22 protein-coding genes are annotated in these 17,774 nt (G+C 59.9%); 16 read left to right on the forward strand and 6 right to left on the reverse strand.

Annotated features, from left to right (window positions below):
• Positions 1–36 precede the first annotated feature (36 nt).
• The 9 genes from ASD58_RS03700 (at position 37) to ASD58_RS03740 (ending at position 4,523) form a co-directional block, all read left to right on the forward strand.
• The gene (locus ASD58_RS03700) at positions 37–429 is read left to right on the forward strand and encodes a hypothetical protein (protein WP_057259760.1); all 393 of its coding nucleotides are present in this window, start codon (positions 37–39) and stop codon (positions 427–429) included.
• Positions 426–860, forward strand: coding sequence for a hypothetical protein (locus ASD58_RS03705; RefSeq protein ID WP_057259761.1), 435 nt, complete (start codon positions 426–428; stop codon positions 858–860). The genes ASD58_RS03700 and ASD58_RS03705 overlap by 4 nt, the downstream gene beginning before the upstream one ends.
• Positions 857–1,345, forward strand: coding sequence for a hypothetical protein (locus ASD58_RS03710; RefSeq protein WP_057259762.1), 489 nt, complete (start codon positions 857–859; stop codon positions 1,343–1,345). Before ASD58_RS03705 ends, ASD58_RS03710 begins: the two co-directional genes overlap by 4 nt.
• The gene (locus ASD58_RS03715; protein WP_057259763.1) at positions 1,346–1,708 is read left to right on the forward strand and encodes a hypothetical protein; all 363 of its coding nucleotides are present in this window, start codon (positions 1,346–1,348) and stop codon (positions 1,706–1,708) included.
• A complete protein-coding gene (locus tag ASD58_RS03720) occupies positions 1,705–2,196 on the forward strand; it encodes a hypothetical protein (RefSeq protein WP_057259764.1) in 492 nt (163 codons plus the stop codon). The genes ASD58_RS03715 and ASD58_RS03720 overlap by 4 nt, the downstream gene beginning before the upstream one ends.
• Positions 2,197–2,204: 8 nt before the next feature.
• Positions 2,205–2,660 (forward strand): nuclear transport factor 2 family protein, encoded by a 456-nt coding sequence (locus ASD58_RS03725; protein ID WP_057259765.1) that lies wholly within the window; start codon positions 2,205–2,207, stop codon positions 2,658–2,660.
• Between the two features lie 132 nt (positions 2,661–2,792).
• Positions 2,793–3,269, forward strand: coding sequence for a cupin domain-containing protein (locus ASD58_RS03730; protein ID WP_057259766.1), 477 nt, complete (start codon positions 2,793–2,795; stop codon positions 3,267–3,269).
• Between the two features lie 51 nt (positions 3,270–3,320).
• On the forward strand, positions 3,321–3,626 hold the full coding sequence (locus tag ASD58_RS03735; protein WP_057259767.1) for an NIPSNAP family protein: 306 nt from the start codon (positions 3,321–3,323) through the stop codon (positions 3,624–3,626).
• A 24-nt stretch (positions 3,627–3,650) separates the two neighbouring features.
• Positions 3,651–4,523, forward strand: a complete 873-nt coding sequence (locus ASD58_RS03740; RefSeq protein WP_057259768.1) for an alpha/beta hydrolase — start codon at positions 3,651–3,653, stop codon at positions 4,521–4,523.
• Between the two features lie 4 nt (positions 4,524–4,527).
• On the opposite strand, the gene ASD58_RS03745 is transcribed toward ASD58_RS03740, so the two are convergent.
• From ASD58_RS03745 to ASD58_RS03750, 3 genes are read right to left on the reverse strand one after another with little or no spacing between them, the layout of a single operon-like run.
• Positions 4,528–5,238 carry an anaerobic ribonucleoside-triphosphate reductase activating protein gene (locus ASD58_RS03745; protein WP_082565201.1) on the reverse strand — a complete coding sequence of 237 codons (711 nt, stop codon included), beginning with the start codon at positions 5,236–5,238 and terminating at the stop codon, positions 4,528–4,530.
• On the reverse strand, positions 5,231–5,404 hold the full coding sequence (gene nrdD, locus ASD58_RS31030; RefSeq protein ID WP_156401140.1) for an anaerobic ribonucleoside-triphosphate reductase: 174 nt from the start codon (positions 5,402–5,404) through the stop codon (positions 5,231–5,233). The genes ASD58_RS03745 and nrdD overlap by 8 nt, the downstream gene beginning before the upstream one ends.
• A gap of 10 nt (positions 5,405–5,414) precedes the next feature.
• The gene (locus tag ASD58_RS03750) at positions 5,415–7,136 is read right to left on the reverse strand and encodes a ribonucleoside triphosphate reductase (protein ID WP_057259770.1); all 1,722 of its coding nucleotides are present in this window, start codon (positions 7,134–7,136) and stop codon (positions 5,415–5,417) included.
• A 139-nt stretch (positions 7,137–7,275) separates the two neighbouring features.
• Between ASD58_RS03750 and ASD58_RS03755 the strand changes: the two genes are divergently transcribed.
• From ASD58_RS03755 to ASD58_RS03765, 3 genes are all read left to right on the forward strand, one after another.
• Positions 7,276–7,707 (forward strand): nuclear transport factor 2 family protein, encoded by a 432-nt coding sequence (locus ASD58_RS03755; protein ID WP_057259771.1) that lies wholly within the window; start codon positions 7,276–7,278, stop codon positions 7,705–7,707.
• A complete protein-coding gene (locus ASD58_RS03760; protein ID WP_057259772.1) occupies positions 7,704–8,027 on the forward strand; it encodes a low molecular weight protein tyrosine phosphatase family protein in 324 nt (107 codons plus the stop codon). The genes ASD58_RS03755 and ASD58_RS03760 overlap by 4 nt, the downstream gene beginning before the upstream one ends.
• A 73-nt stretch (positions 8,028–8,100) precedes the next feature.
• Entirely contained in the window at positions 8,101–8,337 is a 237-nt protein-coding gene (locus ASD58_RS03765) for a hypothetical protein (RefSeq protein WP_057259773.1), read from the forward strand.
• Between the two features lie 6 nt (positions 8,338–8,343).
• Here ASD58_RS03765 and ASD58_RS30345 read toward each other — a convergent pair whose 3' ends face one another.
• The 3 genes from ASD58_RS30345 to ASD58_RS03780 form a co-directional block, all read right to left on the reverse strand.
• Positions 8,344–10,659, reverse strand: coding sequence for a CHASE domain-containing protein (locus ASD58_RS30345; RefSeq protein ID WP_082565202.1), 2,316 nt, complete (start codon positions 10,657–10,659; stop codon positions 8,344–8,346).
• 77 nt (positions 10,660–10,736) lie between these two features.
• A complete protein-coding gene (locus tag ASD58_RS03775; protein ID WP_057259774.1) occupies positions 10,737–11,804 on the reverse strand; it encodes an HD domain-containing phosphohydrolase in 1,068 nt (355 codons plus the stop codon).
• A gap of 39 nt (positions 11,805–11,843) precedes the next feature.
• Positions 11,844–12,155 carry a hypothetical protein gene (locus tag ASD58_RS03780; RefSeq protein WP_156401141.1) on the reverse strand — a complete coding sequence of 104 codons (312 nt, stop codon included), beginning with the start codon at positions 12,153–12,155 and terminating at the stop codon, positions 11,844–11,846.
• A gap of 122 nt (positions 12,156–12,277) precedes the next feature.
• On the opposite strand from ASD58_RS03780, the gene ASD58_RS03785 reads away from it, so the two are divergent.
• The 4 genes from ASD58_RS03785 (at position 12,278) to ASD58_RS03800 (ending at position 17,770) form a co-directional block, all read left to right on the forward strand.
• On the forward strand, positions 12,278–12,733 hold the full coding sequence (locus tag ASD58_RS03785; protein WP_057259776.1) for a MarR family winged helix-turn-helix transcriptional regulator: 456 nt from the start codon (positions 12,278–12,280) through the stop codon (positions 12,731–12,733).
• 162 nt (positions 12,734–12,895) lie between these two features.
• A complete protein-coding gene (locus ASD58_RS03790; protein ID WP_057259777.1) occupies positions 12,896–15,271 on the forward strand; it encodes a M1 family aminopeptidase in 2,376 nt (791 codons plus the stop codon).
• Complete coding sequence (locus ASD58_RS03795; RefSeq protein WP_057259778.1) at positions 15,268–15,756, forward strand: DUF6702 family protein; 489 nt, start codon at positions 15,268–15,270, stop codon at positions 15,754–15,756. The genes ASD58_RS03790 and ASD58_RS03795 overlap by 4 nt, the downstream gene beginning before the upstream one ends.
• A gap of 73 nt (positions 15,757–15,829) precedes the next feature.
• A complete protein-coding gene (locus ASD58_RS03800; protein WP_082565219.1) occupies positions 15,830–17,770 on the forward strand; it encodes a TonB-dependent receptor in 1,941 nt (646 codons plus the stop codon).
• Positions 17,771–17,774: the final 4 nt, after the last annotated feature.

The following is a 17,774-nucleotide window of genomic DNA, read 5'->3' on the forward strand; positions in this document are numbered from 1 at the left end:
ACAAATCAATGAACTGAATTCGCCCGGTCACAAAACATGGAAAACACAAAACTGAAGATGGGACTTGTATTTGCCATCGGCGCCTTGTCCGGCGCGGCATGGCTGTTTGGTACTCTGTTGCCGGCCTTCTTTCTAGACGCGGCCCTGTACACCGATGACGGTCCTATGCTGGACCTGGGCTTGTTGATCCTGGTTATTTCGTTCCTTTTCGGAGCGGCCGGTGCCTTGCTGACCATATGGGCAGGAGGCCTGCCTGAAGCACCTTACATTCACCTGCTGGCGGGCGCAGTGTTCGTACTATTCACCGCCGCCTTCGTTGATGGGCCTTTCGCACTGATCCAGGTGCTGCTCGAACAAAAATTTTGGGCATTCATGTTCGGAGCCGTTGTAATATTCCTCGTCTCACGCCGCAAGCAAATCCAATCATGACCTACCCTACAGTTCTTGATCCACTAAAAGTCGGCGAATATCCCGCCTCTGCCAAAGCTGGCGGCGGTTACGTGTGGGATGCGGTCCTCGAGTATCGGGTGTGGTGCCACCCGGAGCGTGGTGCGCCAGACGAAGATGACGGCAGCGACTACTACTATGCCTTCGAAACGTTTGAAGAGGCCGAGGAATTCGCCGATGAAAATCCGGGGGCGGAAGAGCCCCTTGCCCTGGTCCTCCAGCGCGAATACATCGACGAGCCTGAGCCGGGCCAATACATCCATGTCCGCGAAGAGCGAATTACGGAATGGCCTGTAGCATTCCTCTCCAGGCCGCAGCGCGACGAATTCACTATTCCCGACTTCCTGGCCCCTGACGCTCCAGCGAACCGGCTCGATATCCTGCGCGGACGCGCTCCACGGAGCAGGCCATGAAACAGCTCCTGGTCCTATCGCTCGCGCTCGCAGTTGCAGCCTGCGGGGAAAAAGGGGATTCGCCCGCGCCGGAACTGCAGGTGCCGGAGCAATTGCCGGAATTCGGCTATGTCGCCGCTCCAAACGTAAAGGTCAGCGTAGAAATCAGGGGGCCAAGCGAAGCCAAGGTGGACGAATGGATTACGCTCAACGCAACACGCACAGTGACTGGCGACTGGGTCCGCACCAAGCTATCACAACTTCCAGAGGGAACCGAGTGGTTTTCAAAACCTATGTCCGGGTATGAACGCGAGGTCGCCGACAATCTCGGCTGGCGCATCGATCCGCCAAATTTGGCACGTATGGACGTACCAACTCTAGCCGACGCCGACAGGCATGATCGAAGGGTGAAGTTCTCCAAACCTGGAACTTATGCCATATCCGGATTCAGTGTCGTTCCAACCCAATCCTACAGTAACAAGTTGACGATCGTGGTACGTCCATAAATGCTGACCATCGCCGCATTGCTGCTTTTCCTCACCGGCCTTGCCCACTCATACCTGGGCGAGCGCTACATCCTGATTCGCCTCTTCAAGCGCGATAACATGCCCAAGCTTTTCGGTGGAACCGGCTTCACTACAGGTACGCTGAGGTTTGTCTGGCATCTCCTCACGCTGGTCTGGTGGGGCATCGCGGCCCTCGTTTTCCTGGCATCGGGAAATCAGCTCGAGACCAAAACAGTGCTTCAGGTTTTCAGCATCATCGCCCTGGTCTCAGGCCTGTTCCCCATCTACTTCACCCGCGGCCGGCATCTGTCGTGGATCCTCTTCTTTGCCGTCGCAACCCTTCTCTGGTTAGGATCTCCATGATTACAGCTTTCAATTTGGCTGGTTTTTTTGCAGCGCATGCCATCTGGTGCGTCTCCGATGGCGAGGGCCTGGTTCCAATGTTTGCCCACAGCGGTGAGAACGATGAAAGACAGATGGAACGCCTGCTCGCAGGTGACGACCTGGGCGCATCGGTCGAGCTCGGGAAAAACAAACTCGAATCCAATGAAGCTGATGCAAACGACGGTGTTCTGGTCTACGATGGGCGCATTCCTGTCCAGGGCCAGAAGTACGATGCCATCATCATTGAAATCAGGAGTTACTTCTCTCCAGCTTCCAAAGCTGTAATGGCCGTTCCATACAAGCCTGCCGCATCGGGAGATTTTCGAGTCTTCAAACCGAAGCTGCTGCAATGGGAAGAATGCGATGACTTTGACGTCAATATGGTAGTGCAGTCCTTCTTTGAGGGCGTCGACGCCCATGAAAAAGGAGCAGAAGTCTGGAATCGCGCGCTTGACCAGTCGATTTAAGGAGAAGCATGATGTATCACGCTATCGTGCGCCGCAAGATCACAAAGGTTTTCGCAGGCCTCAGTGCAGGCCGAATTGAAGCAGTGACCGACGAACTGGCGTCAAATGCTACACATTACTTTGTGGGCACGCACGCCTTGTCCGGTACGCGCAAGACACCGGAGGCGATCCGTGCCTGGTACGAACGGTTGCTTCGCCTTCTACAGGGCATTAACTTCACCGTTCATGAGGTGAGGGTTTCTGGCTGGCCGTGGCGCACGCAGGTCGAGGCGATTTGGACCGAAACAAACACCGGAACCGATGGCGTCAAGACGAGCGCCGAAGGCGTCAACCTGATCGAAATTCGCTGGGGCCGCGTGACCAGTGTCCGCATCTATCCCGACACCGCAGCATTGGAACGGACCCTGCACCGTATCGCTGCCAAGGGAACGGCGGAAGCAATGGCAAGTCCCATCACGTCATAACGCCGAGATTCGCCATCCGTTTGCCAGCAAAATTCACGACTACGTGCTGAATGAGCCTTTGCTGATCGCTTATCATGATCGCATCTGGAATCGCTACTGGAAGTAATTTGACCACCCATTGGGAGAGCTTGGATGCCAATAATTCGCGCCTCGGAGAGGCATCTCGAAACGATTGAAACCTCAAGGCCCGGAGTGCTGAATCGCGAGGAGTGGATCAGCGAGCCCGGCGAACTCTCCCAGTTTGGCGCGTTTATCCATGTGCTCATGCCGGGCACGCGGTCGTCAATCAAGCACTGGCACCAGTCAGAAGATGAGCTGGTGTACGTCCTGGATGGTGAAATCACTGTTGTCGAAGGCGAGACCGAATCCGTCCTCGGCCCCGGCGATGCCGCGACATTCCCGCATGGGAGCCCGCTTGGCCACTATCTTTGGAACAAGGGACAGTCTACGGCGCGGTGCATGGTGATCGGAACCCGGGCGGAGGTTGACCGCATTACCTATCCCGACCATGACCGCATATTGCACCGGGACAGGTCGCAGCCAGAAGATCTTTGGACCGACTCAACGGGCCGCACCGCCGAAAGTCCTTATAACGGCTGGTGGCCATGATGAATCTGGCTTCGACATATACTAGGTGATCCATCACTCCTGAAGAAGACTATGATCACCTGCTATCTACGCTACATCATCGACCCGTTCAAGCTCAAGGAATTCGAGCACTACGGCAAAATCTGGATCCCTCTGGTCGAGAAGTTTGGCGGTACGCATCACGGATACTTCTTGCCATCCGAAGGCGCGAGCGATGTGGCACTGGCGATGTTTTCGTTCCCAAGCCTGGCGAAGTATGAGGAATACCGCACCAAGTCTTTCGACGATCCGGAATGCCAGGCAGCGTTCAAGTATGCAGAGGAAACGCGCTGCTTCATCAGCTACGAAAGAAGCTTCTTCCGTCCCGTCTTTGCCTGACGCGTAAACAGGAGGTGCCGGCCAATGAGCGAGCTTGAACGACTGGAAGCCATGCTTCGCGCAAGGCCGGCGACCCTCGCCATTGAACAACGGCGAACAGCGTGCGATGCGTTGGCCAAGCGCTATCCAACAGCGGCAGACGTCGATGTCACGGCCGTAGCCGTTGACGGCGTCGCCGCCGAATGGACCTCGACTCCCTCAGCGCGTGGTGATGACGTGATTTTCTACCTGCACGGCGGCGGCTTCGTTTGGGGTTCATTGGCAAGCCATCGGCATTTCGTCAGCGAATTGGCTCGCGAGGCGGGGATGAAGTCCCTCGCCCTGGACTATCGGCGCGCGCCCGAGTTCCCCTTCCCCCATGCGCTGGACGATGCTGTCAATGGATATAAATACCTGCTGGGCAGCGGCCGCAAAATTGCGGTCGCAGGCGATAGCGCGGGCGCGGGCCTGGCGGTTGCCATGCTGGTACGCTTGCGCGAGTCGGGCTTACCCCAGCCGGCAAGCGCGGTCCTTTTTTCACCATGGACTGACATGACAATTTCGGCAGGGAGCTACGCGCGCAATGCCGAACGTGATCCAGTGCTGAACCGGGAGCTCATGTTGTTCCTGGCCGCGCAATATCTCGGCGACCGGCCGCGGACCACGCCGCTGGCCTCCCCGAGCTTTGCGGACCTGCGCGGCTTAGCTCCGCTCAACATCTTCGTCGGTGCCACCGAAGCGCTGTTGGACGACTCAATCGCTCTCGCCCGTGCAGCCACTCTGGCAGACGTTCGCGTGCGGCTTGAAATATGGCCGAAGATGTTCCACTTCTGGCCCAACTACTACCAGGAGCTCGCGGAAGGCAGGCAAGCCATGAGCATGGCCGGGGCGATCTTGCGCGAAGCGATGGCGAATTGATTGGCTAACCATCCGATCGCCTGAGCGTGAACTGGCGGAATCGCGACCTCACCTGGCCGATTAACTCGCCATCCAACGCGCCTTCGCTGGATAGCTTCAGCAAGTCCTGCGTGCTGCAGCCTACAGGGCGAAAATCCTGCAGCGCATAGGTCTCGCAACCCATCTCGGAAATCTGCTGGACCAGCGTGGAGATGTGCTGGCGCGTGGTGATTTTCGGATGGATTGTGGTCCTGAATTCGTATGGCACGCCGCTTTCAATCACAATGCGAGCAGCGGCACGGGCAGCTTGCGCGCTGCCGCTGGCCCCGGTAATTTCATCGTAGGCTTCAAATGAGCTCTTGATATCCAGCCCGACCCAATCTACCAGCGGCAACACCTGCTTCAGGCGCTCAGGGTAGATGCCCGCGGTGTGCAGGCCCACTTTGAAGCCCTGGGCCCTCACGCTGCGCATGGCATCTTCGAGTGCGGGGTCGAGGGTTGGTTCGCCGCCGGAGAACACTACGGCATCAAGCAAGCCTGCCCTGCTGCAGAGGAAGGCGAGCAAATCACGCCAGGCGATTGCCGGCTTGCCGTCGCGGGGCTGCAGGTGCGGATTGTGGCAGTAGCCGCAGCGCCAGGGGCACCCCTGGACGAATACCACCGCCGCCAACTCGCCGGGATAGTCGGTCGACGTGAATTTTGCGTAGCCGCCGACCTTGAGCCCCCTGTCAGCCATTGTTCTGGCGCTCGACGAAATAGGTCCGTTCATTGAATTCGCCCTTCTTGCCGACATTGAAGGACGAGTATGGGCGGTGGTAGCCCATTACGCGAGTCCAGATTTCGCAAGGCTGGCGTTCCGCGTTGGTGAGCGTGATCTCCTGGTTTGGCTGGTTGGCGGTCATGCATATCTCCTCAGTTAGGTGAAAGTTCGCGCGACTTGCGCGCAATGATGTCCTCATCGCATTTCGGACAGAATTCATGCTTGCCGCTCAAATAGCCGTGCTTCGGGCAAATCGAGAATGTCGGCGTAACCGTGATGTACGGCAGGCGGAAGCGCGTCAGGGCGCGCTGCACCAGGCGGCGGCAAGCTTCCGCACTGGATACCTGTTCGGTCATATACAAGTGCAGCACGGTGCCGCCGGTGTATTTCCTTTGCAGTTCATCCTGCCGCTCCAGCGCTTCGAATGGATCGTCGGTAAAACCGACCGGAAGCTGTGAGGAGTTGGTGTAGTACGGCATATCCTTCGTGCCTGCCTGCAGGATCGACGGCATGCGGGCGCGGTCTTCTTTCGCAAAACGGTATGTCGTGCCTTCGGCCGGCGTAGCCTCGAGGTTGTACATATGGCCTGTCTCTTCCTGGAACTCCAGCATGCGGGCACGAATGTGGTCGAGCAGGCGTATTGCCAGCGCAGCACCGGCTTCGGTCGTGATGTCTTCCTGGTCTCCGCTGAAGTTGCGAACCATTTCGTTAATGCCATTCACGCCAAGCGTCGAGAAGTGGTTGCGCAGCGTACCAAGATAGCGCCTGGTGTAGGGGAACAGGCCGCCGTCCATCAGGCGCTGGATCACCTGACGCTTGATCTCCAGGCTGGTCTTGCCCAGTTCAAGCAGTTCGTCCACGCGGGCAAGCAGCGCCTCCTCATCGCCAGCGTGCAGGTAGCCGAGGCGGGCGCAATTCAGCGTCACCACGCCGAGCGAGCCGGTTTGTTCGGCCGAGCCAAACAGGCCGTTGCCCCGCTTGAGCAGTTCGCGCAGGTCGAGCTGCAGGCGGCAGCACATGGAACGGATCATGTTCGGCTTGAGTTCCGAATTCACGAAATTCTGGAAGTAAGGCAGGCCATACCGGGCCGTCATCTCGAACAGCAATTCAGCATTCGGGCTATGCCAGTCAAAGTCCGGTGTGATGTTGTAGGTCGGGATCGGGAAGGTGAAGGCGCGCCCTTTGGCGTCGCCGCGCATCATCACTTCGATGTACGCACGGTTGATCATGTCCATCTCGGCTTGCAGGTCGCCGTAGGTGAAAGGCATTTCCTTGCCCGCGATCACCGGCACCTGTTCCTGCAAGTCTTCCGGACAGGTCCAGTCGAACGTGAGGTTGGTGAATGGCGTTTGCGTGCCCCAGCGCGATGGCACGTTCAGGTTGTAGATCAGCTCCTGCATGGTTTGCAGGACCTGCCCGTACTCCAGCTTATCGTTGCGAACGTAGGGCGCCATGTAAGTATCGAAGGAACTGAACGCCTGCGCGCCGGCCCATTCGTTCTGCAGCGTGCCGAGGAAGTTCACGATCTGGCCGGCGGCACTGGAAAGATGCTTTGGCGGAGCCGATTCCACTTTTCCCGGCACGCCGTTCAGCCCTTCGTTCAGCAAAGTGCGCAGCGACCAGCCGGCGCAATAGCCCGCCAGCATATCGAGGTCGTGGATGTGGATGTCGGCGTGGCGGTGGGCCTCGCCGACCTCGCGCGGGTAGACGTGGTCGAGCCAGTAATTGGCGACCATCTTGCCGGAGATGTTGAGGATCATGCCGCCCAGAGAGTAGCCCTGGTTGGCATTGGCATTCACGCGCCAGTCGAGTTGCTGCAGATATTCGTCAATCGAGGACTGCACGTCCACCGTGGTCTTGCGGGTCGAATTCATCGCTTTCTAACTACATGTTGTGTTACGCAAGATATTACACACTAAATATAGTGCACATCGACGTCGCGACCGCGATTTTTGATTTTCTTGACCTGGTTTAAATTTGATAAGATTCGAGCAAAATTCCTGGAGACCCGCCATGACCTTTGCTCGCACGCTTTGTCTTGTTGCAGCCTTTGCCACCCATTCGGCGATGGCGTCGCCTACGCCACAGCAGGAAGTGATGGCCGTCACGCAAGCAGCGTGCGAAGCTTTTCGAGTACGGGATATTCCAGCACTGGAGCGCTTGCTGGCTCCCGAATTCAATCTCGTGAGCTCAAACTCCGAAGTCCAAAGCCGCGCGCAAGCCATCCAGGAAGTTCGCGACGGCGATCCGCAGTACGATCGCTTTGAAAATCACAGCATGACAGCACGTGTGTATGGCGATGCGGCCATCGTGCAGGGCATCACCTCACTCAAGGGGAGCTCTGGCGGCAAGCCGTTTGCGCTGGATGTCCGATTCACCGACACCCTGGTGCGTGTTAAAGGTAGTTGGACGATCGTTGTAAGCCACGTAACCAGGATTCCATGAAACGAGCACTTTTTATCTGTACCCAGAACCGCTTGCGCAGCCCGACCGCGGAGCATGTATTCGCGAGCTGGCCCGAAGTGGAGACCGATTCGGCGGGACTGGGCAATGATGCCGACGTGCCCCTGTCGACCGAACAGATCTCGTGGGCAAATATTATCTTCGTGATGGAGAAGGCCCATCGCAACCGCCTTTCGAAGAATTTCAGGTCGTACCTGAACGGCAAACGCGTGATCTGCCTTGATATACCTGACGATTACGAATACATGCAGCCCGAGCTGGTGCGTCTTCTGGAAATCAAAGCCGGCAAGTTCCTGCGCTAAGGAAAATGGACTTCGAAAAAGGCCGTCCGGATTATTTGCTATGCTGGAGTTTCTCGCCACGGGGAGAATGACAATGCCCACCAAGAGCGTTGACGGTTATGAGATCGAGTACACGGGCGAACTGCTGGAAGGCACCAAGCAATGGGGCGCCTACGTGTCCATCTTTGCCCCTTCGGCGAACCCCATGCACATGACCCACATCTATCCGAAGCGTCGCGTGTCGGCAGACCTCACTTTAATGGACCAACATGCCGCAGAGGCCGAGGCGGAGCGCGTGGCGTTGAAAGTCGTGGAAGACCTGCGCGCCTGACAGCAACTACTGAGCGTGCAGCAGGTCGGACTCCGCAAGTTCGTCTTTCGCGGGGACTTTACGGGGCAAGGTCAGGATCACGGTCGTGCCTTTGCCAAGCTCGGATTCCACGTGGATGGTGCCGCGCAAAACGCCGGTGACAAGGTTGTAGACAATGTTCATGCCCAGCCCTGAGCCGCCCTGCCCCATCTTGGTGGTAAAGAATGGATCGTACACCTGTCGCAGCGTGCGTGCGCTCATGCCGTTGCCGTCGTCGGCAAAGCGCAGTTCGACGTTTTCCTCGTCCATTTCAACCGCGCTGATGGTGATATGGCCTGAGTCGCGTCCTTCGAAAGCATGCATGATGGCGTTTTGAATCAGGTTGCTCAACACCTGCCCCACGCTGCCAGGATAGGAGATGAAGTTCAGCGTCTCCGGCATCCACACCTTTACTTCGCAGTTGGCCCGGCGTAGCTGCGCCGAGTAGGTGGCAAGCGTATCGTGCACCACCCCATGCAGGTTGAACGAACGCCGCTTGTCGGAAGTCTGGTCGACGGCCACCTGCTTGAAGGAGTGGATCAGGTCTGCCGCGCGCGTCAGGGAATTGGTGATGATCGAGCACGCCATGCGTGCATCCTTCAAATGCGTATCGAGCGCGGAGCGTTTGATGCCGCCCTCGCTCAACTGGCGTTCGAACTCCTTGCACATATCGCTCAAGGCCGTCGCAGTCAGCAAGCTATTGCCGATCGGCGTATTCAGTTCATGCGCAATGCCGGCCACCAGTGCGCCAAGCGATGCCATTTTCTCGGACGTGATCAGGTTGGCCTGCGCCTGCTTCAACGTCAACAGCACGGCCGACAAATCCTTGTGTGCCATTTCCACATTGGCCTTTTGCAGCGCCAGCTCGCTCAGGCTGCGCTCCAGTCCATGCTTGGTATCGACCAGTGCTGCCTCGGTCTGCTTGCGCTCCGTGATATCGATGATCACCCACACGCAGCCCTTGCGCGGCTCGTTCTGGTCCAGCATGCGCCCGTTCACCATGCACCACAGCCGGCGTCCATTCGCGCTGGCCAGTTCCAGCTCGAAATGCATCGAGGTGCCATCGGCCACGCAAGCAAAAGGATCGCTCAGGCCACCGGTCAGCATATTGCAGGAACGGCCCGCCAGTTGACCCGGCTGGTAGCCCATCATCTCCTCCAGTCCGCGGTTGCAGCGCACGATCATGCCATTGGCGAACAGCCCGATGCCGACAATCGCACTGTCCTGCAAGGCGCGCAATTCGTCGGCCGTAACGCGCAGCTTCTGGGCCAGGGTGCGGCGGCGCTGCAGCGTCATGATCTGCGCGCCGATCAAGGCGCTGATGATGAAGCCGGCAAGGCCGATCACGGAAATCAGCCGGATGTCGCGGCTATAGCGCTCGCTCGCATGCCCCTCGAAATTCATGACCCAGCGCCGTTCGCCCACGTCAAGCGGGATCTTGCTGACCAGGCCAGCCAGCGGCGGCATGCGCTCGCCGGAACCAAGCTTGCCAAAGCTGTTGAACATCAGGTTGTCGACCGTGGGCGGCGTATTGCCGCCGTCGTTGATATAGCCCGCGTCGTTGATGCTGACATACAGATGCTGCAGCATCGGGCTGTCGATGGTCTCCGACATCAGGTCGTTCACGCGGAACACGATGGCGACAAAGCCGACCAGGGCCGCATCGCGTTCCTGCTCCGTCAAGAGCGATGCGCCGCGCCGGTAGATTGGCGCGCGTGCCACGAAACCAGGCTGGCCGCTGGCATCCTGCACCAGCGTAATGCGCTCAGTGGCCACCACGCGACCGGTGGCCTTGCCCAGTTGCAGGGCCTTGTAATGCGGCGGCAAGGCGGCCAGGTCGAGGCCGAAGGCATTTTCATTGCCCCGCATCGGCTCGTTGTATTCGATCAGGAAATGCTCCGGCCGCACCGATGCGGGATGCACCTTGTAGTCGGGGTAGCCGCCGCTTTGCAGGCTGTCATCGGCGCGGATGCGTGCCGCATAGGCATCCAGTTGAGCCGAAGGCACGCGCCGGACGAACTGGATGGCCTGGAAGCCGGGATAGCGGCGCTTGAGGTCGAGCTCGCGCACATAGCGGCTGAATTCCACGCGCGAGACATCGTCCTTGACCGCAAACACGCCCTTGATGCTAAGCAGCATGTCAAAGTAAGTCTGCAAGCGAAGCTGGGTATCGCGCGCAATCTTTTGCGTATCGCGCTGGAAGGCTTCATTGGTTTGGCGGTCCTGCACATTCACCACGAACATGCAGACCCACACGGTAACGCAAATACCGACAATAAAGGCCAGGTATCCGTGTATGCGCATGCTTGCTCCGACGGGACTGTGGAGACGACTATAGCATAGGGAAATCCACAATACGCCGGGGAAACGGTCAGCCGTTGTTACTCCGTCGCATCCTGGTAGCGAACCGAAATTTCCATCACCTGTTCCTCGGCGGCCAGCAGTGCATCGACCACATCCGGGTCGAATTGTTCGCCGCTGCCCTGGCGGATCAGCTCGATGGCAGTTTCATGGGTAAAGGCTGGACGGTACACCCGCCTGGACACCAGCGCATCGTACACGTCGGCCACCGCCACCAGGCGCGCCGATACCGGGATGGCATCCCCGGCCAGGCCTTGCGGGTAGCCGGATCCGTCGTAACGTTCCTGGTGGCTGTACGTGATTTCGCGCGCAAAGCGCAGGAAGGCGTTGCTGAAGCCCAGTTCGCGCTCTACCCCGGCGATGGCATCGCGGCCATGCACCGTGTGCAGCTTCATGATCTCGAATTCTTCCGGCGTCAGGCGGCCCGGTTTGAGCAGGATCGCGTCAGGAATGCGCACCTTGCCGATGTCGTGCAGCGGTGCAGCCTTGAACAGCAGCGGGATATGCGGCTCGATTAGTTCATCGGCAAAACGCGGATTGCCCTGCAACTGGCGCGCCAGCGCCAGCACGATATGCTGGATGCGGCGCAGGTGCGAGGGATCTTCCTCGTCGCGCCATTCCGCCAGGCTGGCAATCGCCCATGCCGCGGCATCGGCGATCTGGCCCAGTTCATTGAGCTGGGTGCGTTGCCATTGCACCTTGGCGCGCGCTTCGCGCAACTGCACATGGGTGGCGATGCGAGCACGCAGCAGTTCCGGCACCAGAGGGCGCGCCACCACGTCGGAGGCCCCTTCGGCGAGAGCGCTCTGCTCCAGGTCGGGCTGGCCGCGATCGATCATCGCGATGAGCGGAATGCTGGCGGTGTCGGGGTTGCCACGCAGGCGTTGGCAAACAGCAAAGCCATCCCGCACGACATCCACCAGGATCAGGTCGGGGCGCGGAAGCTGCTCCGCCGCGGCAAGCGCCGTGTCGCAATCTTCGACGAGGCGCACGGCGTACTTGTCTTCCAGCAGATGGCTGAGCTGTTGCAGGTGGTCTGCCGATCCATCAACGATCAGCAGCAGCGGCTTGGTCTTTGGGCTCTTCATTGCGGCATGATACCGCACGGGAACTTCGCACAGGGAATGTTAGTCAGCGAGCGCCGGCGAGCCATCCGGCAGGAAAGCGCCGAAACACCGGGTGCATTCGATGCAGAACAGGTGCGCCACCCGCACATTCTTCTGGCGCAGGACCAGTTGCAAGTGGCCTTCTTCGCAAATCGGGCAGGTTTCGCGCATGGTGCCGCAGGCCAGCACATCGTCAGCCAGGTAGTTTTCGTCGTAACGCACACCATCCACCACGCGCTGCGGGTCCAGCTCGACCAGGAAAAGCACGGGCTCCGCGCCGCGCTGGTCGGGCACTGGGTAGGCGCCTGAATGATAGTGATTCATTTGATTCATTGTCATCCCCTTTGCCCAGCGCAGGTTACGGGCACTTTAACGATAGTCAAAGATTCCTCATCAGGCAAGGTCGGCGGGAAAATTTGCTTGCAATTATATAGTGCACTATCTATACTGCGGCCATGGATACGAAAACTTTTGACCTGCAGCAGGTCCCCAAGCTCGACCAGCAACTGTGCTTCGCCCTATACTCGACATCCCTGGCGATGAACAAGCTATACCGCAAGCTGCTGCGTAAGCTGGGCCTGACTTACTCGCAATACCTGGTAATGATGGTGTTGTGGGAGCAGGACGAGCAGACCGTGTCCGCCCTGGGCGACCGCCTCTTCCTCGACTCGGCCACGCTGACGCCGCTACTGAAGCGGATGGAGCAGGCCGAACTGATCACCCGCACCCGCTGCCCGCAAGACGAGCGCCAGGTAATCATCGCCCTCACCCCGCACGGCAGCGAGTTGCGCAACGAAGGCGCCAAGCTGCCCGCCTGCGTGCTCGGCGCCAGCGGCTGCGACCTGGAGCAGGTGATCCGCCTGCAACGCGAGCTGTCGGTTCTACGCACCAGCCTGATGAACAACGCATGATAAAAATGGGGACGTACCCCATTTTTGAAGCAATAATTTGAAAAATGGGGTACGTCCCCATTTATTGTTTTATGTTGCAGGATTTTTACAAATAAACGAAGTGACGCAGGGAAAAGCTCTCTAGAATAGCCCAGCACTTATTACAACAAGCCTGGGGATTCGATGAAACGTTTTCAATTCGGCCTTGCCGCACTTTGCCTGACGGCGACGGCCTTCGCTGCCGAGCCATTCGACGACAAGTTCCGCCAGCTCGAAGAGCTGCTGCCTTCCGCCAACCAGTACCGCACCGCTTCCGGCGCTCCGGGCCACGCCTATTGGCAGCAGCGTGCGGACTACACGATCCGTGCCACGCTGGATGAGGCCAACCGCGCCATTGCGGGCAGCGGCCAGGTCACCTACCACAACAACTCGCCGGATACCCTGCACTACCTGTGGCTGCAGCTCGACCAGAATATCTACAAATCGGATTCCGACGCCCGCATGACCATGACCGCGCCTTCGCGCGAAGCCTGGGGCCGCGCCAAAGGCGAAGAAGAAGGCATGAAGTACGATGGCTTGCGCAATATCCTGGCCGGCCGCGACTTTGACGGCGGTTTCAAGATCGGCTCCGTCAAGGCTTCCGGCGGTGCGCCGCTGCAGTACACGATTAACCGCACCATGATGCGCATCGAGCTGCAGCAGCCGCTGAAGCCGGGCGACAAGTTCACTTTCTCCATCGACTGGACCTACAAGATCAATGAGCAGAAAGTACTGGGCGGCCGCTCCGGCTACGAGTACTTCAGCGAAGACAAGAACGCGCTGTTCGAAATCGCCCAGTGGTTCCCGCGCATGGCTGCCTACTACGATGTGTACGGCTGGCAGCACAAGCAGTTCCTGGGTTCCGGCGAATTCACGCTGGAATTCGGCGACTACGACGTGCAGATCACCGTGCCGTCCGACCACATCGTCGCTTCCACCGGCGAACTGCAAAACCCGAACGAGGTGCTGAGCGCCACCCAGCGCGACCGCCTGGCCAAGGCCCGCACCAGCAAGACCCCGGTCGTCATCGTGACCCAGGCCGAAGCCGAGCAGGCGGAGAAGAACCAGGCCAAGGGCAGCAAGACCTGGCACTTCAAGGCGAAGAACGTGCGCGACTTCGCCTGGGCCTCTTCGCGTAAGTTCATCTGGGATGCCCAGGGCTACAAGAAGGATGGCAGCAACCTGATGGCCATGTCCTACTATCCGAAGGAAGGCAACCCGCTGTGGGAGAAGTATTCGACCGCCGCCATCATCCACACCATCGAGCAGTACAACAAGTACAGCTTCGACTACCCATACCCGACCGCGATTTCCGTCAACGGCCCGGTGGGCGGGATGGAGTATCCGATGATCTCCTTCAACGGCCCGCGCCCGGTGAAGGACAAGAAGACCGGCGAAATCACCTACACCAAGCGCGCCAAGTACGGCCTGATCGGCGTGGTGATCCACGAGGTTGGCCACAATTACTTCCCGATGATCGTCAACAGCGACGAGCGCCAATGGACCTGGATGGATGAGGGCCTGAACACCTTCGTGCAGTCGCTGGCCCAGGAAGCATGGGAAGACAACTACCCGGCAGGCCGCGGCGATCCGCGCTTCATCGTCGACTACATGCGTTCCAGGAACCAGGTGCCGATCATGACCAACTCGGAGTCGCTGCTCCAGTTCGGCAATAACGCTTACGCCAAGCCTGCCGCTGCGCTGAACATCCTGCGCGAAACGGTGCTGGGCCGCGAACTGTTCGACTACGCCTTCCGCGAATATGCACGCCGCTGGAAATTCAAGCGCCCTACCCCGGCCGACTTCTTCCGCACCATGGAAGACGCTTCGGGCACCGACCTTGACTGGTTCTGGCGCGGCTGGTTCTACACCACCGATGCGGTGGACGTGTCGATCGACGGCATCAGCGAATACGGTGTAAGCACCAAGAATCCGGAAACGGAAAAGGCCTGGAAAAAGGCGCAGCATGATGCGGAGCCGGTCTCCATCATCGACCAGCGCAACAAGGGCATGGTGCGCAAGGTGGACGAACAGCCCGCCCTGAAGGACTTCTACAACGAGCACGACGACTACACCGTCACCAATGCCGACCGAAACAAGTTTGCCGAGTCGACCAAGGACCTGGAACAGTGGGAAAAAGACTTGCTGGCACAGGGCAAGCACCTGTACCTGGTGGACTTCTCCAACCTGGGCGGCCTGGTGACGCCGCTGATCCTGCAGATCGAACTGAAGTCGGGCAAGAAGTACATCGAGCGCGTGCCTGCCGAAGTATGGCGCTACTCGCCGAAGAAGATCACCAAGATCATCGTGACCGACGAGCCGCTGGTATCGCTGGTGCATGACCCGTACTGGGAAACCGCCGACATCGACCAGTCGAACAACGCCTGGCCGCGCAAGGTGACGCCTTCGCGCCTGGAGCTGTTCAAATCGCGCCAGCCGGACAACATGATGAAAGACTTCAACACCCCGCTGAAGAAGCAGGACGCGGATGGTGACAAGGAAGGCGCCAAGAAGGAATGATGCGTTTCAAGGCCGTCCTCGCGGCGGTGCTGCTCTGGTGCAGCGCCGCCGCCCAAGCCCATAATTTTCACGTGGGCTTGACCGAGATCAGCTTCAACCCACGCACCGGCAGCACGGAAGTGGTTCATACTTACACAGCGCACGATGTGGAGGCGCTGTTGATGAACCTGTACCAGCGCCAGTTCGACCTTGGTTTGGAGGAGGATCAGGCCGTGTTCCGTCGCTACCTCGAAAAGCAATTTCGTATCAGCGTCAACGGCAAGCCTGTGGCGCTGAACTGGGTCGGCATGCAAGCCAATGTCGACAGCATCAACGTGTTCCAGGAAATCGAAAAAACCGCACTGCCGCCGGGTGCTGTCCTGCTGGACGGCGTGCTGACGGATTTCCTGCCGCAGCAAGTCAACAACGTCAACGTCAGCGGCCCGGGCCGCCCGGCCGCTTCCATCGTCTTCAACCGCGCTCGCCGTGAGCAGCCGCTCCCCTAGGCGGTGGCCAGGGCCGGCCCTGGCGCTGGCCGGGCTGCTTGCGCCGGTGGCCGCCTATGCCGACGATCCCTTCATGCAGCGCGTGCTGGTGGAAGGCGCCCGCGCCAGCCAGCTTGGCGTGGCCGATTCCGCCGGCATGGGCAGCGTGTCGCAGCGCCAGCTTGAAGCACGCACCATTTACCGTCCCGGCGAATTGCTGGAAGCAACGCCTGGCCTGGTGGCCAGCCAGCATAGCGGCGAAGGCAAGGCCAACCAGTTCTACCTGCGCGGCTTCAACCTCGATCACGGCACCGACCTGCGCACCTCCGTCGACGGCATGCCGGTCAACCAGCGCAGCCACGCGCATGGCCAGGGTTGGACCGACCTGAATTTCATTATCCCCGAACTGGTGGCCCGGCTCGATTACAGCAAGGGCCCATACAACGCCAGCACCGGCGACTTTTCTTCCGCGGGCGACACGGCAATCAACTACTCCAACCGTTTGCCGCAGGACCAGGCCAGCGCCACCGCAGGCCAGAACGGCTACGGCCGCGCCCTGCTGGCTGGCTCGCGCGAATCCGGCGACAGCGGTTCATGGCTGTACGCGCTGGAAACCGTCCACAACGACGGCCCGTTCACGCGCGGCGACAACTACCGCAAGCTGAACGCGGTGCTGCGCTACAGCGACGGCTTCGCCAACAATGGCTACTCCATTACCGCCATGGCCTATCGCGGCGCATGGAACGCCACCGACCAGATCCCGCAGCGCGCCGTGGACAGCGGCCTGCTGGGCCGCTTCGGCGGCATCGACCTGACCGATGGCGGGCAGGCGCGCCGCTTCAGCCTGTCCGCTGCCTGGGCGCGCAGCGACGAAAAGCAGACCACGCGCGCCAATGCCTACATCATCAACAACCGGCTCGAGCTGTTTTCCAACTTCACTTACTTCCTGGACGACCCGCTGCATGGCGACCAGTTCGCCCAGCCGGACCGCCGCCTTACCAGCGGCTTCGACGTCAGCCATAGCTGGCATGACCATATGGACGACATGGCGTGGAGCACCACGCTGGGCTTGCAGGCACAGAACGACAATATCTTCAACGCCCTGCTGCACACGGAGGCGCGGCAAGTGCTGGCGACAGTGCGCGCCGATCATATTGTCGAGACCAGCGCCGCCCTCTACCTGCAGCAGCGCCTGCGCGTCACGCCCTGGCTGCGCGGCGAAGCCGGCGTGCGGCTGGACCGCTACCGCTTTGCCGTTGGCGATGTTCGCGCCGGTGAAACACTGGCCAGCCCGAGCATCAGCCTGGCCTTTGGGCCTTGGTCGCGCACGGAGTTCTACCTGAACGCTGGCCACGGCTTCCATAGCAATGATGCGCGCGGCGTGACGCAAGCACAGGACCCTGCCACGCCGCTGGCACGCTCGCGCGGCCTGGAATTCGGCCTGCGTAGCGAGGCAGTCAAAGGCCTGCAGACCGTGCTGGCCCTGTACCGGCTGGACTTCGATTCGGAACTGGTCTACCTGGGCGACGCCGGCAGTACCGAAGCGGGCCGGCCGAGCCGCCGCTACGGCATCGAGTTCTCCAATTACTACAAGCCGTTCAAATGGCTGTCGCTGGACGCCGACCTCGCCTTGGCACGCGGCCGCTTCCGCGGGACCGGCGCTGCGCCCGGCGACGATGGCGGCAACCGCATCCCCGGCGCCATCGAAGGCGTCGCGCAACTGGCTGCCACCGTCACCCCGGCCGGCCCCTGGTCCGGCGCCTTGCGCCTGCGCTGGTTCGGCCCCCGCCCGCTGGTGGAAGACAATTCGGTCCGTTCCAAAGCCAGCGCCACGGTCAACGGCCGCCTGGCCTGCAAGCTGGCCTCCCGCACCACGCTGGAGCTGGAAGGCTTCAACCTCGCCAACCGCCAGGTATCGGCCATCGACTATTTCTACGAGTCGCGCCTGAAGGGCGAAACCGGGGCCAGGGCGGACATCCACTTCCACCCGATCGAGGCCAGGTCTTTCCGCCTCAGCCTGAATCACGCATTCTAAGTAC

It is taken from the genome of Duganella sp. Root1480D1, assembly GCF_001427305.1.
Classification (GTDB): Bacteria; Pseudomonadota; Gammaproteobacteria; order Burkholderiales; family Burkholderiaceae_D; genus Rugamonas.

Excerpts from the sequence above, each read along its gene's own strand:
- ASD58_RS03775 (WP_057259774.1), bottom strand. The coding sequence starts at position 11,804 with ATGAAGAGCCCAAAGACCAAGCCGCTGCTGCTGATCGTTGATGGATCG.
- ASD58_RS03765 (WP_057259773.1), top strand. The coding sequence starts at position 8,101 with ATGCCCACCAAGAGCGTTGACGGTTATGAGATCGAGTACACGGGCGAA.
- ASD58_RS03720 (WP_057259764.1), top strand. The coding sequence starts at position 1,705 with ATGATTACAGCTTTCAATTTGGCTGGTTTTTTTGCAGCGCATGCCATC.
- nrdD (WP_156401140.1), bottom strand. The coding sequence starts at position 5,404 with ATGACCGCCAACCAGCCAAACCAGGAGATCACGCTCACCAACGCGGAA.
- ASD58_RS03780 (WP_156401141.1), bottom strand. The coding sequence starts at position 12,155 with ATGAATCAAATGAATCACTATCATTCAGGCGCCTACCCAGTGCCCGAC.
- ASD58_RS30345 (WP_082565202.1), bottom strand. The coding sequence starts at position 10,659 with ATGCGCATACACGGATACCTGGCCTTTATTGTCGGTATTTGCGTTACC.
- ASD58_RS03700 (WP_057259760.1), top strand. The coding sequence starts at position 37 with ATGGAAAACACAAAACTGAAGATGGGACTTGTATTTGCCATCGGCGCC.
- ASD58_RS03790 (WP_057259777.1), top strand. The coding sequence starts at position 12,896 with ATGAAACGTTTTCAATTCGGCCTTGCCGCACTTTGCCTGACGGCGACG.
- ASD58_RS03705 (WP_057259761.1), top strand. The coding sequence starts at position 426 with ATGACCTACCCTACAGTTCTTGATCCACTAAAAGTCGGCGAATATCCC.
- ASD58_RS03760 (WP_057259772.1), top strand. The coding sequence starts at position 7,704 with ATGAAACGAGCACTTTTTATCTGTACCCAGAACCGCTTGCGCAGCCCG.
- ASD58_RS03800 (WP_082565219.1), top strand. The coding sequence starts at position 15,830 with ATGCAGCGCGTGCTGGTGGAAGGCGCCCGCGCCAGCCAGCTTGGCGTG.
- ASD58_RS03785 (WP_057259776.1), top strand. The coding sequence starts at position 12,278 with ATGGATACGAAAACTTTTGACCTGCAGCAGGTCCCCAAGCTCGACCAG.
- ASD58_RS03745 (WP_082565201.1), bottom strand. The coding sequence starts at position 5,238 with ATGGCTGACAGGGGGCTCAAGGTCGGCGGCTACGCAAAATTCACGTCG.
- ASD58_RS03795 (WP_057259778.1), top strand. The coding sequence starts at position 15,268 with ATGATGCGTTTCAAGGCCGTCCTCGCGGCGGTGCTGCTCTGGTGCAGC.
- ASD58_RS03710 (WP_057259762.1), top strand. The coding sequence starts at position 857 with ATGAAACAGCTCCTGGTCCTATCGCTCGCGCTCGCAGTTGCAGCCTGC.
- ASD58_RS03730 (WP_057259766.1), top strand. The coding sequence starts at position 2,793 with ATGCCAATAATTCGCGCCTCGGAGAGGCATCTCGAAACGATTGAAACC.
- ASD58_RS03725 (WP_057259765.1), top strand. The coding sequence starts at position 2,205 with ATGATGTATCACGCTATCGTGCGCCGCAAGATCACAAAGGTTTTCGCA.
- ASD58_RS03750 (WP_057259770.1), bottom strand. The coding sequence starts at position 7,136 with ATGAATTCGACCCGCAAGACCACGGTGGACGTGCAGTCCTCGATTGAC.
- ASD58_RS03715 (WP_057259763.1), top strand. The coding sequence starts at position 1,346 with ATGCTGACCATCGCCGCATTGCTGCTTTTCCTCACCGGCCTTGCCCAC.
- ASD58_RS03740 (WP_057259768.1), top strand. The coding sequence starts at position 3,651 with ATGAGCGAGCTTGAACGACTGGAAGCCATGCTTCGCGCAAGGCCGGCG.
- ASD58_RS03755 (WP_057259771.1), top strand. The coding sequence starts at position 7,276 with ATGACCTTTGCTCGCACGCTTTGTCTTGTTGCAGCCTTTGCCACCCAT.
- ASD58_RS03735 (WP_057259767.1), top strand. The coding sequence starts at position 3,321 with ATGATCACCTGCTATCTACGCTACATCATCGACCCGTTCAAGCTCAAG.